Origin of the sequence: Bradyrhizobium sp. CB3481 (genome assembly GCF_029714305.1) — a bacterium.
In the GTDB taxonomy this organism is placed as follows: Bacteria; Pseudomonadota; Alphaproteobacteria; order Rhizobiales; family Xanthobacteraceae; genus Bradyrhizobium.
This window is the reverse complement of the sequence record NZ_CP121647.1, coordinates 7,761,851-7,775,958: the sequence shown is the minus strand read 5'-3', so window position 1 is coordinate 7,775,958 and position 14,108 is coordinate 7,761,851. Positions and strand designations below refer to the sequence as shown.

Genomic DNA, 14,108 nt, shown 5'->3' with positions numbered 1-14,108 from the left:
GCGCCAAATCGCCGAGGATTTCGCTGATTTTTGGCACTTCGAGCCCGCAGACCGAAACGTTCTACACCGAGACGTCAGGAAAAACGAAAACACCATGAGCGCGTTCTATAAAGAGAAGGTTCTTTCCGTTCGCCATTGGACGGATACGCTTTTCAGCTTCCGAGCCACCCGCGATTCGGGCTTCCGCTTCCAGAACGGCCAGTTTGCGATGATCGGCCTCGAGGTCGAGGGCCGGCCGCTGCTGCGCGCCTACAGCATGGCGAGCGCCAATCACGAGGAAGAGCTCGAGTTCTTCTCCATCAAGGTGCCGAACGGTCCGCTGACCTCGAAGCTGCAGAAGATCCGCGAAGGCGATGAGATCCTGGTCGGCCGCAAGGCGACGGGAACGCTGATCACGGACAATCTGATTCCCGGCAAGCGCCTCTTGCTGCTGTCGACCGGCACCGGCCTTGCGCCGTTCGCCAGCCTGATCAAGGACCCTGACGTCTATGATCGCTACGAGACGATCGTGCTCGTGCATGGTTGCCGGCAGGTCTCCGAACTCGCCTATGGCGAGGATCTGGTCGCCAAGCTGCGCGACGACGAACTGTTCGGGCCGCTGCTCTCGGAAAAGCTGTTGTACTATCCGACCGTGACCCGCGAGCCGTTCCGCAACCGCGGCCGCATCACCGACCTGATCTCGTCCGAGCAACTGTTCAACGACATCCACCAGGCGCCGCTCGATATCGAGACCGACCGCATCATGATGTGCGGCAGCCCGGCGATGCTGGAAGAGCTGAAGCAGATGTTCGAATCCGGAGGCTTCATCGAAGGCAGCGGCAACACGCCCGGCCACTTTGTGATCGAGAAGGCATTCGTCGAGCGCTGATAAGTACGCAGCTTAATCCTTCGTCGTCCCGGCCTTGAGCCGGGACCCATAACCACAAATGCGTGTTGTTGGAAAACGTCGGGGCGGCCACCTCCGGCGCAACAACTTGCATTTGTGGTTATGGATCCCTGCGTTCGCAGGGACGACGCGGTGCAAGATCGTCGTTCGCGTCCTATAGCCCCTTACATTCCCCCACTGCTATAACCACGCCCGAACGCCGCGCGGTCCGACGCCGACGCGGCGATTGAGGGAGCGCGTGCGTGCCGGTTCGTGATGAGATCGGTCCTGGCAAAACCGCCTTCGTGTTCGCGGGCGGCGGTAGTTTTGGCGCCATCCAGGTCGGCATGCTGCATTCGCTGGCCGCGCATGGCGTGACTGCCGATATGGTGGTCGGCTGCAGCGTCGGGGCGCTGAACGGCGCCTTCTATGCCGGCGATCCCACGCTGGAGGGCGTGGAACGGCTCGGTGTCATTTGGCGCGCGTTGCAGCGGCACGACGTCTTTCCGGTCACCTGGCGGACCATGCTGGGCTTTCTGTGGCGCCGCGATTTCCTGATTCCCCATGACGGCATTCGCAAGCTGATCGACGACAACATTCCCTACCGCAATCTCGAAGAGGCGACGCTGCCGGTGCATATCGTCGCAACCGACATCATCTCGGGCGACAGCGTGGTGCTGTCGGAAGGCTCGACCGCGGAGGCAATCGTGGCCTCGACCGCGATCCCCGGCGCGTTCTCACCGATCCGCTATCGGGACCATTATCTCGCCGACGGCGCGATCTCCTCCAACACGCCGATCCAGGTCGCGGTGAGGAAGGGGGCGAGGCGGCTGATCATCCTGCCGACCGGGCATGCCTGCGCCAACCAGGACCCACCGGTCGGGGCGGTCGCCAATGCGCTCCACGCACTGACGCTGCTGATCGCGCGGCAACTGGTCAACGAGCTTGAAGCCCTCGGGCCTGACATCGAATATTTCGTGGTTCCGCCGTTATGCCCGCTGGTGGGCTCGCCCTACGACTTTTCGCGAACGGCCGACCATATCGACCGCGCCATTCTTTCGACCGACGCGTGGCTGACCCAGCACGGCCTGCAGCAAGGCAGGATTCCGCACGAGATGCGGCTGCACAGCCACTGAGCTTCCGGCTGCCCTTCCGCTACGCTGCACTGCAAAAGGCGACGGGGTTGTTCGCCTGGTCAAGCAGAAAAATTTATTCAAGCCGCCGTCACGTTCCCTTAGGTCGCTCCGTATATCCGTGTAGCGCTTGCGCCGGCGGTTGGACTAAGCTGCTGCTGGCGACGCGACAATCCGGCTGAGGGATTCCATGGATACGCTGCTGCTTCCGTTCTCGCCACGCTACATCGTGCTGACGGTCTGTGCCGTTGTGACCGCATTGCTGCTCGGCATCGGGATTTTCGACCATAACCCGAAGGCGTGGGAAATCCTGATGGTGCCGGTCGCGATTTTCGGCGCGCTCACGCTGCTCGGTATTCGCGACCTCCTGCAGAAGAATCACGCGGTCCTGCGCAACTATCCGATCTCGGCGCATATCCGCTTCCTGCTCGAGGAAATCCGCCCGGAGATGCGGCAATACTTCTTCGAGAGCGAGAAGGACGGCATGCCATTCTCCCGCGATACCCGCGCGCTGGTCTATCAGCGCGCCAAGATGCAACTCGACAAGCGGCCGTTCGGCACCCAGGAAGACGTCTATCGCGAGGGTTACGAATGGATGCATCATTCGGTGGCGCCAAAGGCCAAAGGCAACGCGGAATTCCGCGTCACCATCGGCGGCCCTGATTGCATCAAGCCGTATTCGGCGTCGGTCTTCAATATCTCCGCGATGAGTTTTGGCGCGCTCAGTGCAAACTCCGTACGTGCGCTGAACGCTGGCGCCAAAAAGGGCGGCTTTGCGCATGACACCGGCGAGGGCGGAGTCAGTCCGTACCATCGCGAGAACGGCGGCGACATCATCTGGGAAATCGGCTCCGGCTATTTCGGTTGCCGTAACCGTGACGGCTCGTTCAATCCGGAAGAATTCGCCCGCGTGGCGTCCGACGACCAGATCAAGATGGTCGAACTCAAGATCAGCCAGGGCGCCAAGCCCGGCCATGGGGGCGTGCTACCGGCGGCCAAGGTGTCGGCGGAGATCTCCAGGATCCGGGGCGTGGCGATGGGCGAGGATTGCATTTCGCCGGCCAATCACCGCGCGTTTTCGACGCCGATTGAGATGATGAAATTCGTCAGCGAGATGCGCCGCCTGTCCGGCGGCAAGCCGGCCGGGTTCAAGATGTGTATCGGCCATCCCTGGGAGTTCCTCGGGATCTGCAAGGCGATGCTGGAGACCGGCATCTATCCTGACTTCATCGTCGTCGACGGGAACGAGGGTGGCACCGGCGCGGCGCCGCTCGAGTTCATGGATCATCTGGGTATGCCGATGCGCGAGGGCGTCAGTTTCGTCCACAATGCGTTGATCGGCATCAACGCGCGCGACCGTATCAAGATCGGCGCCGCCGGCAAGATCGCGACCGCCTTCGACATGGCGCGCGCGATGGCGATCGGCGCCGACTGGTGCAATTCCGCCCGCGGATTCATGTTCGCGCTTGGCTGCATCCAATCCTTGAGTTGCCATACCGATCGCTGCCCGACCGGCGTATCCACGCAGGATCCGATCCGCGCCCGGGCGCTGGTGGTGCCACTCAAGACCGACCGCGTCTACATGTACCATCATGCCACCCTGCACGCCCTCGCCGAGCTTCTCGCCGCCTCCGGCCTCGATCACCCGAAACAGCTGCGACCGATCCACTTCTCGAAGCGGACGTCGAGCACCGAGGTGATGTCGTTCGCGAAGCTTTATCCGTCGCTGCGTCCTGGCGAGTTGATCGAAGGCACCCAGGATCCGCGCTTCCGCGATGCCTGGGCGATGGCGCAGGCAGATTCGTTCCAGCCGGTGGGATAAAATCTTCGCCGGGTTCCCACGGTGTGTTGAGCCTTGCTGTGACGGCTTTCTGATACGGTTCCGCAGCGAATTGCAACGGGATCTATAAGTAAGCGACAATGCTCACCTTAGAACTCGGGATCGTCACGATCCTGATCGTCACCAATGGTCTGCTTTCGATGTCAGAGCTGGCCGTCGTCTCGTCGCGGCCGGCACGGCTGGCGGCCTTGGTGGAAAAGAACGTCAAGGGCTCGCGCCGCGCACTCGCGCTGGCGTCTGATCCCGGAAAGTTTCTCTCGACGGTCCAGATCGGCATCACGCTGATCGGCGTTCTGTCGGGCGCGTTTTCCGGCGCCACGCTCGGCGCGCGGTTGAGCGGCTTTCTGGTCGGGGCCGGATGGTCGCAAGGCCTGGCCGATACGATCGGCGTCGGCACGGTCGTGACTGTGATCACCTATGCCTCGCTCATCATCGGCGAACTGGTGCCCAAGCAGATTGCCCTGCGCGACCCGGAATCGGTAGCAGTGCGGGTGGCGCCCTACATGATGCTGCTTGCGAAGATCTCGTTGCCGGCAGTCTGGCTTCTCGACCGGTCCGGCAAGGCGCTGTTATGGCTGCTCGGCCACCGCGGTCCGGCGGGCGGCAAGGTCAGCGAGGATGAAATCCACACGCTGGCCGTCGAAGCGGAGAACGCCGGCGTGCTCGAACCCGGCGAGAAGGAAATGATCGCGGGCGTCATGCGCCTTGGTGATCTTCCGGTCGGCGCCGTCATGACGCCGCGCCGCGAGGTCAGCATGATCAACCTGACCGACAATCAGCAGACGATCCGATCCGCGCTGGCGAGCAGTAACCATTCCAGCCTTGTGGTGTTCGATCCGGCGGCTGACACCGTGGTCGGAATCGTCAAGGCCAGGGACATGCTGGACTGCGTTCTCGCGGAGCAGTCACTCGACGTCGGCAAGCTGGTTCGCCCCGCGCCCGTCATTCCGGAATTTCTCGATGCGCGGGACGTCGTTGCTATTCTGCGCGACTCCACCGTCCATATGGGATTGGTCCATGATGAGTACGGTGAATTCCAGGGCGTTGTCACCAGCGCCGACATCCTGGAATCAATTGTCGGCGGTTTTCATACCGACGAAGGACCGCCTGAGGCAGCGGCCGTGAAGCGCGATGATGGTTCGTACTTGATCTCGGGTTGGATGCCCGCCGTCGAGTTTGCGTCGCTGCTCAAGCTCGAATTGCCGTTGTCGCGGCACTACCAAACGGTGGCAGGCTTCCTGCTCAGCCAGTTCGGGCGGATACCCGAGGTCGGCGATCACACCGACGTGGAAGGCTGGCGTTTCGAGATCATCGATCTCGACGGCCGGCGCATCGACAAGGTGCTGGCGGCGAAGGTCGATGGTGCTCCAGCCCCACAAGACACCTGAGCACTGCGTAGCCGGATTGGGCTCGCAGGGACGACGGGGGAGAATCTTCAGAACTCCCCGTGCAGTCGTCCCGAGAACACGTGAACCGGCCCGCGGTCGGCATTGAAGGCGGGATTGGTGACGAACTGATAGTCTGCCGTCAGCGTGACCGCCTTGGTGAGCGCATAGGCATAATAGGTCTCGAGGATGCGCTCCTTGCGGTAGTTGAGCTGGCCGTCGCCGATCAGCGGGCCGAGGCCGCCGGCGGCGAGGAAGTCGCGATGGTCGCGCGACAGCGCGTTGATCGCGCCGGCGATGCCGATGGTGTCATCGGGCCGGCCCCACGCCGTACCCTTGATCGAGGTGCCGAGCGACAGTGAGGCGTCGATGTCGGTGAACGACATGATCTCGGTCTTGCCGTTGTTCCAGCTCCAGCGGCCGAACAGGCCGATATCGTCCGTAATCGACTGCTCGACGTTGAGGACGTAGCCGTATTTGGTGCGGCCGGTGCGTGTCAGTGCGATGTCCATGTTGAGCGAGGGATCGTTCAACGTGTCGCGATAGCTGCCGGAATTGGCGCTGCTCACCCAGCCGATGGTGCGCAGCTTGCCCGGACGGGAGAAGATGGAGTAGCGCGTCTCCAGCTCGGCGACATATTGGCCGCGGCGGAAGACCTGGGTATCGAAATTGTTGGAGTTGGAGACAGCACCGATCAGGAAATAGCCGGCGCGCAACGCCCATTGCTTCTGGTTGAGCTCGGCGGTGAAGCCGTAGGTGAGGCCCAGCTTGTCGGCGGCATAGTCGAAGGCGCCGGGCGCCCAGATCGACCAGTTCATGAAGTCGCGGCGGGTATCCTTGGCGTAGGAATTGCCGTCGAAGACGTCGCCGACCGAAAATTTGCCGGCCTGCAGCGTCAGGCGATTGACGTCGACCTTGCCGGCAAGCTGCTGCTGTGCGCTGGCGAGCTCCTCCTGCTCGCCGCCGAATCCGAAGGTCTGGCGCACGTAGAGCCGCGAGGTGTTGTAGTGCGGGTAGGGGAAATTCGACTTCTGCGCCTCGCCGCTGGTGAAGCCGGCGACACCGACGGTGTCGCTGAGGCCAAAACCCTGCAGCAGTTCGGGGTTGTAGTAGACCTCGCCACCTTCCCAGAGCCGGGCGTTCAGATAGAGGCTGTTGCTCCAGGTGGCCTGCGCCTGCCGCGCCGGCGTCAGGCTGTTGGTGCCGGTATAGGGCGCGCGGAATGCCGGGTAGCCCTGTCCCAGATAGGTGGTCTGGCCGTGGATCTCCCAGCGGTCAGATTCAGGATCGGTGATGTCGGTTTTCGGCGACCAGCCTTTCGATCCCGGCCAATCGACTTTGCGGTTCAGGCCAAGCCGAAGTGACTGGAAATCGAGCGTCGAATTGTACTGCGTCCCTGACGGGAAATTGACATCGGCTTTGCCGAACTGGGCATAGAGATATTCAAGCCTCACGGTCCAGTGCGGCGCGAAGGCGTATTCCAGCCCGGCGCCCGCGGCCCATCCGGGGCGGACGTTGATATGCTTTTCTTCGACGTCGACGCCGGTTGGCGTATTCAGAAACCGCCCGCCGGTCCATGCGAAACCGCCGGTGGCGTAGGCCAGCCAGGGCCCGCTGGTATAGCCGACGCGGCCGCGCACGGTGCCAAAATAGTCCCAGCGCTCTTCGAGATCGGAGTTCGGCGTGGCGAACTTGGCCACGACGTGGTTGGACGGCAGATAATTCGGGAAGGTGAGATCGGCTTCGACGCCGAGGAGGAGCCCTGAAGGCAGGTGATAGTTGTAGCCCGCCTGCACGCCGCCGATCAGGCCGCTGACCACGCTGTTGGTCGTGCTGACGGCGGGGTCGGCCAGCGTCGCGAACGAAGAGCCGCGGTGATAGCCGGTATGCCCGCCGATGTAGAAGCCGCTCCAGTCGAATGCCGGGCGAAGGTAGGGCGCCTTCAGCGGCAGGTCGGCCGCAATGGCCGGGCTGCCGAGCGCCAACGCACCGAATGCGGCACCGGCCAGCGCATGTTCCAGAGGTCGGCGGTTGCTGTTCACAGGGCTGATCGTCCCAATGCGACGCCTGTCGTCGCCGCGCACCATCACCGCAGATTCGAACGCCTGCCGCCACCCAACAAATACAGTCATCAACCCCGTCGCCCCAATCGAATGCGCGCGGTTCCGCCCGGGTCCAGCCCTCAGACTAGGACGATCCGCCATTTACCGTTCGATCCTTATTGCAAGTAATTCGCAATAGCAAGAAGCTGCCGGACTGCTAGGGTTGGATGGCATCGTTACGTGACGCGGCTGCAACAGCCTCAGGCAGGGTTGGCCGCCGTTCGGACAGATCGCTGACAGGTATTCGGAGATATGGCTGACACGTCGCGCGTGCGCAGACGTTGCGGGGCCTCCGCACGAAAAAGGTGACCCGCCCGGGGGGACCACCGGGCGGGTCGGGTTCAGCACGGGGTGGATGAGGCGCCCGTGCTGGACCCAGATCCACGAGAAGCGTTTTCAGGTCTGAAGTGGCTTGCTTGAAAGAAGACGCTTCTCAAACAGAGACCAGGTCAGCCGCGGAAATCAGTAAGCGCAGGTACGGACGCGGCCGATGTAGTTGCCGAAAGCGTCGAACTGGCGAACCCAGCCGCAGCGGCGATAGCCGTCGTAGTAGTAACCGTCATTGCTGGCGGCGATGGCGCTGCCGACGATGGCAGCACCGACGAGACCGGCACCGACACCCCAGCCCCAACCGATGGGCTTGGCCTGGGCCTGGGTCGCGGAAGCAACCGTTCCGGTGATCGCAAGGGTGGCGAGAGCGAGAGCGGCGAACTTGGTCTTGAGGGACATTTCAATCTCCATCCTGTGTTGCGCGGCCATTGTGGTCCGCATGCGAGTTGGACGGAGCGCCCTCCAAAGCGGTTCGAAAGGCCGCCCGGAAATATGGTTTCGTCAATTATTTCATAAATATTACAGATAGTTAGGCTGTCAGCGGGGCTTACGACGAAACAATTCGACGTCGAATGTGTCGACATCGCTAAGCAATTCGCAGAACGCGCGCGCGCCGTGATCGAGCAATTGCTCGCCTTTCTCGGCGCAGGCTTTGGTGGCATCTCCCACCGCTCCACTTTCATTGAGGTCCTGCGCCTGCCATGCGAATGGGACCGGCCGATGGGCTGAGAGCCAGCGGAATTTCTGCTCCATCGCGATGCTGGCGGGACGAAAATCGGCGATCGCTTCGCGGCGCACCGTGTGCGGATAGCGCGCCAGCATGATCGATGTCTCGACCGCACCGCCATGAATGCCGTGGCGGATTTCTTCCGCGGAAAACAATCCGTCCGGTACGCCGAAGCGCGACCAGCTCGTGGTGACGACGAGCAGCTTGTGATGCGCGCGCAGGTCCTGCGCGACCAGCGACATCGCCGCGCTGTTGCCGCCATGGCTGGTCACGATCACCAGCTTGCGGATACCCGACCGGGCGACGATCTCGCCGATATCAATCCATTCCTTCAAGGCGACATCGGTCGGCAGCGTCTTGGTACCGGGATAATCGATATGCTCGGTGGAAATGCCGATCGGCTGCAGCGGCAGAAAGGTGACGGGCAGCGCAGCGGGCAACAGCTCGCGCACGCGGGCCAGATAGGCCTCGCCGATCAGGACGTCGGTTTCCAGTGGCAGATGCGGGCCGTGCTGCTCGGTCGCCGCCAGCGGCAGCACCGCGATCCAGCGCGCGGCATCGGCTTTGGCGACATCTGGCCAGTTGATGTCGGTCCAGTTGCGGGGCGGAACGGTGGAGGCCATCGAGCGGAGCGTTTCTTTGGATGAATTTGCCGGGTAGTTTGCTAGATATTCCGGGGACGAGTCCAATCCTGGATTAGATCCCTGAGAAATTCCGTGGGGACGTGGTCAACGTCCATAGAATCCCATCATGGGCCAGAACAAGAGACGGAGTCCAACCATGAAGGCGGCCTTTTTTGCGCGAGCGTTAACCGCAGGTCTTCTGGCGTTGCTGACGGGACTGATGCCCGCCCGCGCGGAAACCCTCGACAAGGTGTCGTTTGGAACCAACTGGGTCGCAGAGGCCGAGCATGGCGGGTTCTTCCAGGCGGTCGCCGACGGCACCTACAAGAAATACGGCCTCGACGTCACCATCGTTCCCGGCGGTCCCAACACCAACAACCGCATCCTCCTGACTGCCGGCAAGCTCGATTTCTTCATGACCGCGAACACGCTGCAATCGTTCGACGCCGTCACCAACAACGTGCCGGTGGTCGCGGTCGCCGCCATCTTCCAGAAGGACCCGCAGGTCTTCCTGATCCATCCGGAAACCAAGTTCACCAAACTCGAAGATCTCAAGCCGCTCACGCTGTTCGTGTCCAAGGAAGGCGTCGCGAGCTATTTCCAGTGGCTGAAGTCCGAATACGGGTTCAGCGAGAGCAAGGTCAAACCCTACACCTTCAATTCGCAGCCCTTCATCGTGAACAAGCAGAGCGCGATGCAGGGTTACGTCACCTCCGAACCCTTTGCCGTCGAGAAGGCGGCCGGCTTCAAGCCGGGCGTAATCCTGCTCGCCGATCACGGCTTCAACGCCTATTCGACGCTGATCGAGACGCGCCGCGAGATCGTCGACAAGAAGCCGGACCTCGTGCAGCGCTTTGTCGATGCCTCCGCGATCGGCTGGTACAACTATCTCTATGGCGATAATTCGGCTGGCAATGCCATGATCAAGAAGATGAACCCGGAAATGACCGACGAATTGCTGAGCTATTCCGTCGCCAAGATGAAGGAATACGGCATCGTCGATTCCGGCGACACCTTGCGCGACGGCATCGGCGCCATGAGCGATGCGCGCGTCGCCAGCTTCTTCGACAAGATGGTGCGGGCCGGCGTGGTTCGCCGCGATATCGATTATCGCCAGGCTTACACGCTGCGCTTCGTCAACAAGGGCGTCGGTGTCGATCTGCGGCCGAAGAACTGACGCGAGATGGCCGAGCCGGCCTTGTCCGAGACGGATATCGACGCCGCCGGCCTCGCGGTGCGGCTGCGCGCCGTGACCAAGACCTATGACAACGGCGTGACGGCGCTGGGGCCGCTCGATCTCGATGTCGCGAAGGGCCAATTCGTCTCGCTGCTCGGGCCGTCGGGCTGCGGAAAATCGACCGCGCTGCGGCTGATTGCAGGGCTCGCTGCGCCGAGCGCGGGCACGGTGGAGGTTTCCCATCGCGCCAGCAAGGCGGATGGGCGTCATCCCATCGGCTTTGTGTTTCAGGAGCCCACCTTGATGCCGTGGGCGAGCGTGCGCGAGAACGTGCGTCTGCCGCTCAAGCTGGCGCATGTAACGACTGATGACGCCGACCGGCGCATCGACGCGGCGCTGGCTCAGGTCGGCCTTGTCGAATTTGCCGGTGCATACCCCAGAGAACTCTCCGGCGGCATGAAGATGCGGGTCTCGCTGGCGCGCGCGCTGGTCACCGACCCCGATATTCTGCTGCTGGACGAGCCGTTCGCGGCGCTCGACGAGATCACGCGCTTTCGGCTCAACAACGATTTGCTGGATCTCTGGCGCAAGCTGCACAAGACCATCATCTTCGTCACCCATTCGGTGTTCGAGTCGGTCTATCTGTCGCAGCGGGTGATCGTGATGACGGCGCGGCCGGGCCGCCTGGCACGCGAGTTTCGCATCACGACGACGGAGCCGCGCAGCGAGGAGTTTCGTACCTCGGCGGAGTACGCGGCCCACTGCCGTGAGGTCTCCGGCGCGCTCGCGCCGTCCTATTCCGGGCAGCGCGGCGCATGAGCTCGTTCCAGAATATCGGCCGCATGCTCATGCCCATCATTGTGGCTGCGGCAGGGCTTGCGCTGTGGGAACTCGTGGTGCGCGTCAACGACATCCAGCCCTATGTGCTGCCGAGCCCCTATGTCGTGTTGCAGACGCTTGTTGCCGACTGGAGCGTGCTGTCGGAATCGCTCGGCGTCACCCTGCTCACGACGCTGGAAGGCTTCATCGCGGCCGCGGTCGTCGGCATCGCGCTGGCGCTGTTGTTCAACCAGTCGAAATGGCTGGAATATTCGCTGTTTCCTTACGCCGTGATCCTGCAGGTCACGCCTGTCATCGCCATCGCGCCGCTGCTTTTGATTTATCTGCCGCAGCAGACCGCGGTGATAGTCTGCGCCTGGATCGTGGGCTTTTTTCCGGTTCTCGCCAACACCACGCTCGGGCTGAATTCGGTGGACCGCAATCTGGCCGGGCTGTTTCAGCTCTATGGCGCATCGCGCCTGCAGACGCTTCGCTATCTGAAATTGCCGGCGGCACTGCCCTATATTCTCGGCGGCCTTCGGATCGCGGGCGGTCTTTCGCTGATCGGCGCCGTGGTCGCCGAAATTGCGGCAGGCACGGCCGGCGCCGGCTCTGGCCTCGCCTTCCGGATCGCAGAATCCGGCTATCGCCTCAACATTCCCCGAATGTTCGCGGCGCTGTTGTTGCTGTCGGTGGCCGGGATTGTCATCTATGCCCTGCTGGCGCTAGTTTCGCACCTCGTGCTACGCCGCTGGCACGAAAGCGCGCTTGGAAAGGAAAATTGATGGCCGCCGCTAATGTTTCGTCCGACAAGATCGATCTCCTGATCTATGGGCCTGTCAGGCCGATCCTGGAAAACGGCTTTTCGGATCAGTACGTCCTGCATATGGCGGAGAGCCGCGCCGACCTCGAACGCTTGACGCCTGATACGGTCGCAAAGATCCGCGGCATGGCGGTGACCTATCACATGGTGCCGGCGGACGCGAAGGCGCTGTCGCAGTTTCCAAAGCTCGAAATCGTCGCAAGCTTCGGCGTCGGCTACGACCACGTCGATTCCGCCTATGCGCGCGAGCACAATATCGTCGTCACCAACACGCCCGACGTGCTGACGGAAGAAGTCGCCGACGTCGCGATGGGGCTTTTGATCTCGACGTTGCGCGAATTCGTCAAGGCCGACCGCTATTTGCGCTCCGGCCTGTGGCAGGCGCAGAACTATCCCCTCAGCGCCGGCTCGCTGCGCGACCGCACGGTCGGCATCGTCGGCATGGGCCGCATCGGCCAGGCGATCGGACGCCGGCTCGAAGCGTCGCTGGTGCCGGTCGTCTACCACTCGCGCAACAAGTCTTCGGCGGTGTCCTACAAGCACTATCCTGATCTGATGGAGATGGCGAAGGACGTCGACACGCTCGTCGTGATCGTTCCGGGCGGCGCCTCCACCGCCAAGATGATCAACGCCGATGTGCTCAAGGCGCTCGGGCCGCGCGGCGTCCTGATCAATGTTGCGCGCGGCTCTGTCGTCGACGAGCCGGCGCTGGTTGCCGCCTTGAAATCCGGCACCATCCTCGCGGCCGGGCTCGACGTCTTCGCCAACGAGCCGAACGTGCCGGACGAGCTGAAGGCGATGCAAAATGTCGTGCTGTTGCCACATATCGGCTCGGCTTCGGTGGTAACGCGCAATGCCATGGACCAGCTCGTGGTCGACAATCTGGAGACCTGGTTTGCCGGCAAGGCGCCGCTGACGCCGGTGCCGGAAACCCCGGTGAAGGGACGCTGATGTCGCTTTCGCGTTCGGGTATCGCAGCAGCAGCGCTGATCGCGCTGCTTACGCCGTCGGCGGCGCAGGATGCTTCGAACCTGAAGAAGGACATGATCGGGCAGTGGGAGCTTTCCACCACTGAGCGTGGCAAGACCTGCGTCGTCACGCTGAAGGGCGATGCGGCGCCGCAAGGGCTCAAGCTCGAGCTTGAGCCGAACTGCCCGAAGGCATTGCCGTTCACCAAGGACATCGCGGCCTGGAACATCAAGGGGTTGGACATCGTCCGGTTGCAGGATGCGGCCGGCCAGCCGGTGATCGACTTCACCGAGGTCGAAAGCGGCATCTTCGAGGGCCTGCGGACCGGGGAGGGCGTCTACATCCTGCAAAACCTCGCCGCCGCCCGCTCGCTCGCCAAGTCGATGGACCAGATGATCGGCGACTGGTCGATGGTCCGGGGCAGCGGCCAGACGATCTGCGGCCTGACGCTGACCAACACCGAGGCCTCGGGCGATAATTTCCAGGTTTTCCTGAAACCGAAATGCGATCCGGCGGTCGCGGCCTTCGCGCCGACGGAATGGCGGCTGGATCGCGGGCAGATGATCCTGATGTCGAAGTCCGGCGAAAGCTGGCAATTCGAGGCCGACGACAATGCGCAGTGGCGGCGGGTGCCCGATACCGCCGATCCGTTGATCATGCTGCGCGGGCAGTAGCGTCCAGTTGTTCGGATCGTGAACGGCGGCGTGTACTCGTAAATCAGGCGCTTGGTCTTGGTCGCGCCTGATTTTGGCCCGTCGCTCAACAGCAGCGCAAAGGCGGACATCGCCGGGCGATCAGCCCGCCTTGTCGCTCGAAGGCATCGCGGACATGTCCATCCACATCGCTCCCAAAGCATGGCCATCGGGATCAGCGAAGTCGCGGCCGTACATGAAGCCATGGTCTTCAATGGGGTTGATGTCGGCGGTGCCGCCATTTGCGGCGGCTGCGCTGTTCATCGCATCGACAGCGTCGCGGCTGTCGCACGACAGAGCCAGCATCACTTCGCTCGACGTTTTTGGCGGGATGGGGCGGCTCGTAAAGGTGTGCCATTTTGCATGGGTGAGCAGCATGAAGTTGATTGCTTCACTCCACACCATGCACGCAGCCGTCTCATCGGTCAGCTGGGGATTGTTCTTGAAACCGATGGATTCGTAGAAGGCCATGGACGCCTTCAGGTCGGTGACCGGCAGGCTCACAAAAATCATATTGCTCATAACTCTTTCCTTCACCTGTTGGATGTCCCTCTCCAGCGAATGGCGCAAAGGGCGATCGTCCCGGCTTAAAGACGGTTGAAAGCCTGCCGAACCGACATCGC

13 protein-coding genes are annotated in these 14,108 nt (G+C 62.5%); 9 read left to right on the top strand and 4 right to left on the bottom strand.

Going from position 1 to position 14,108, the window contains the following annotated elements; all coding sequences use genetic code 11:
* Positions 1–94 precede the first annotated feature (94 nt).
* From QA643_RS37415 to QA643_RS37400, 4 genes are all read left to right on the top strand, one after another.
* Positions 95–868, top strand: a complete 774-nt coding sequence (locus QA643_RS37415) for a ferredoxin--NADP reductase (RefSeq protein WP_283030774.1) — start codon at positions 95–97, stop codon at positions 866–868.
* A gap of 260 nt (positions 869–1,128) precedes the next feature.
* On the top strand, positions 1,129–2,001 hold the full coding sequence (locus QA643_RS37410) for a patatin-like phospholipase family protein (protein ID WP_283030772.1): 873 nt from the start codon (positions 1,129–1,131) through the stop codon (positions 1,999–2,001).
* A gap of 187 nt (positions 2,002–2,188) precedes the next feature.
* The gene (locus QA643_RS37405; RefSeq protein WP_283030770.1) at positions 2,189–3,820 is read left to right on the top strand and encodes an FMN-binding glutamate synthase family protein; all 1,632 of its coding nucleotides are present in this window, start codon (positions 2,189–2,191) and stop codon (positions 3,818–3,820) included.
* A 98-nt stretch (positions 3,821–3,918) separates the two neighbouring features.
* Positions 3,919–5,226, top strand: coding sequence for a hemolysin family protein (locus tag QA643_RS37400; RefSeq protein WP_283030768.1), 1,308 nt, complete (start codon positions 3,919–3,921; stop codon positions 5,224–5,226).
* A gap of 47 nt (positions 5,227–5,273) precedes the next feature.
* On the opposite strand, the gene QA643_RS37395 is transcribed toward QA643_RS37400, so the two are convergent.
* The 3 genes from QA643_RS37395 to QA643_RS37385 form a co-directional block, all read right to left on the bottom strand.
* Complete coding sequence (locus QA643_RS37395; protein ID WP_283030766.1) at positions 5,274–7,355, bottom strand: carbohydrate porin; 2,082 nt, start codon at positions 7,353–7,355, stop codon at positions 5,274–5,276.
* 432 nt (positions 7,356–7,787) lie between these two features.
* A complete protein-coding gene (locus tag QA643_RS37390) occupies positions 7,788–8,054 on the bottom strand; it encodes a hypothetical protein (RefSeq protein WP_283030764.1) in 267 nt (88 codons plus the stop codon).
* A 138-nt stretch (positions 8,055–8,192) separates the two neighbouring features.
* Positions 8,193–9,005: a creatininase family protein gene (locus QA643_RS37385; protein ID WP_283030762.1), complete on the bottom strand. Its 813-nt coding sequence runs from the start codon at positions 9,003–9,005 to the stop codon at positions 8,193–8,195.
* A 157-nt stretch (positions 9,006–9,162) separates the two neighbouring features.
* Here QA643_RS37385 and QA643_RS37380 point away from each other — a divergent pair, with 157 nt between their 5' ends.
* Genes QA643_RS37380 through QA643_RS37360 form a run of 5 tightly spaced genes read left to right on the top strand, consistent with a single transcriptional unit; the run spans position 9,163 to position 13,467 of the window.
* On the top strand, positions 9,163–10,182 hold the full coding sequence (locus QA643_RS37380; RefSeq protein ID WP_283030761.1) for an ABC transporter substrate-binding protein: 1,020 nt from the start codon (positions 9,163–9,165) through the stop codon (positions 10,180–10,182).
* 6 nt (positions 10,183–10,188) lie between these two features.
* On the top strand, positions 10,189–11,001 hold the full coding sequence (locus QA643_RS37375) for an ABC transporter ATP-binding protein (RefSeq protein WP_283030759.1): 813 nt from the start codon (positions 10,189–10,191) through the stop codon (positions 10,999–11,001).
* The gene (locus tag QA643_RS37370; RefSeq protein ID WP_283030757.1) at positions 10,998–11,786 is read left to right on the top strand and encodes an ABC transporter permease; all 789 of its coding nucleotides are present in this window, start codon (positions 10,998–11,000) and stop codon (positions 11,784–11,786) included. Before QA643_RS37375 ends, QA643_RS37370 begins: the two co-directional genes overlap by 4 nt.
* On the top strand, positions 11,786–12,775 hold the full coding sequence (locus QA643_RS37365; protein WP_283030755.1) for a 2-hydroxyacid dehydrogenase: 990 nt from the start codon (positions 11,786–11,788) through the stop codon (positions 12,773–12,775). Before QA643_RS37370 ends, QA643_RS37365 begins: the two co-directional genes overlap by 1 nt.
* Positions 12,775–13,467, top strand: coding sequence for a protease inhibitor Inh/omp19 family protein (locus QA643_RS37360; RefSeq protein ID WP_283030753.1), 693 nt, complete (start codon positions 12,775–12,777; stop codon positions 13,465–13,467). Before QA643_RS37365 ends, QA643_RS37360 begins: the two co-directional genes overlap by 1 nt.
* Before the next feature lie 120 nt (positions 13,468–13,587).
* On the opposite strand, the gene QA643_RS37355 is transcribed toward QA643_RS37360, so the two are convergent.
* Positions 13,588–14,007, bottom strand: a complete 420-nt coding sequence (locus QA643_RS37355) for a VOC family protein (RefSeq protein WP_283030751.1) — start codon at positions 14,005–14,007, stop codon at positions 13,588–13,590.
* Between the last annotated feature and the right edge of the window lie 101 nt (positions 14,008–14,108).

Bases quoted from the DNA above. Each gene is read 5' to 3' on its own strand.
- QA643_RS37375 (WP_283030759.1), top strand. From the start codon at position 10,189: ATGGCCGAGCCGGCCTTGTCCGAGACGGATATCGACGCCGCCGGCCTC.
- QA643_RS37415 (WP_283030774.1), top strand. From the start codon at position 95: ATGAGCGCGTTCTATAAAGAGAAGGTTCTTTCCGTTCGCCATTGGACG.
- QA643_RS37380 (WP_283030761.1), top strand. From the start codon at position 9,163: ATGAAGGCGGCCTTTTTTGCGCGAGCGTTAACCGCAGGTCTTCTGGCG.
- QA643_RS37390 (WP_283030764.1), bottom strand. From the start codon at position 8,054: ATGTCCCTCAAGACCAAGTTCGCCGCTCTCGCTCTCGCCACCCTTGCG.
- QA643_RS37370 (WP_283030757.1), top strand. From the start codon at position 10,998: ATGAGCTCGTTCCAGAATATCGGCCGCATGCTCATGCCCATCATTGTG.
- QA643_RS37365 (WP_283030755.1), top strand. From the start codon at position 11,786: ATGGCCGCCGCTAATGTTTCGTCCGACAAGATCGATCTCCTGATCTAT.
- QA643_RS37400 (WP_283030768.1), top strand. From the start codon at position 3,919: ATGCTCACCTTAGAACTCGGGATCGTCACGATCCTGATCGTCACCAAT.
- QA643_RS37405 (WP_283030770.1), top strand. From the start codon at position 2,189: ATGGATACGCTGCTGCTTCCGTTCTCGCCACGCTACATCGTGCTGACG.
- QA643_RS37355 (WP_283030751.1), bottom strand. From the start codon at position 14,007: ATGAGCAATATGATTTTTGTGAGCCTGCCGGTCACCGACCTGAAGGCG.
- QA643_RS37395 (WP_283030766.1), bottom strand. From the start codon at position 7,355: ATGACTGTATTTGTTGGGTGGCGGCAGGCGTTCGAATCTGCGGTGATG.
- QA643_RS37360 (WP_283030753.1), top strand. From the start codon at position 12,775: ATGTCGCTTTCGCGTTCGGGTATCGCAGCAGCAGCGCTGATCGCGCTG.
- QA643_RS37385 (WP_283030762.1), bottom strand. From the start codon at position 9,005: ATGGCCTCCACCGTTCCGCCCCGCAACTGGACCGACATCAACTGGCCA.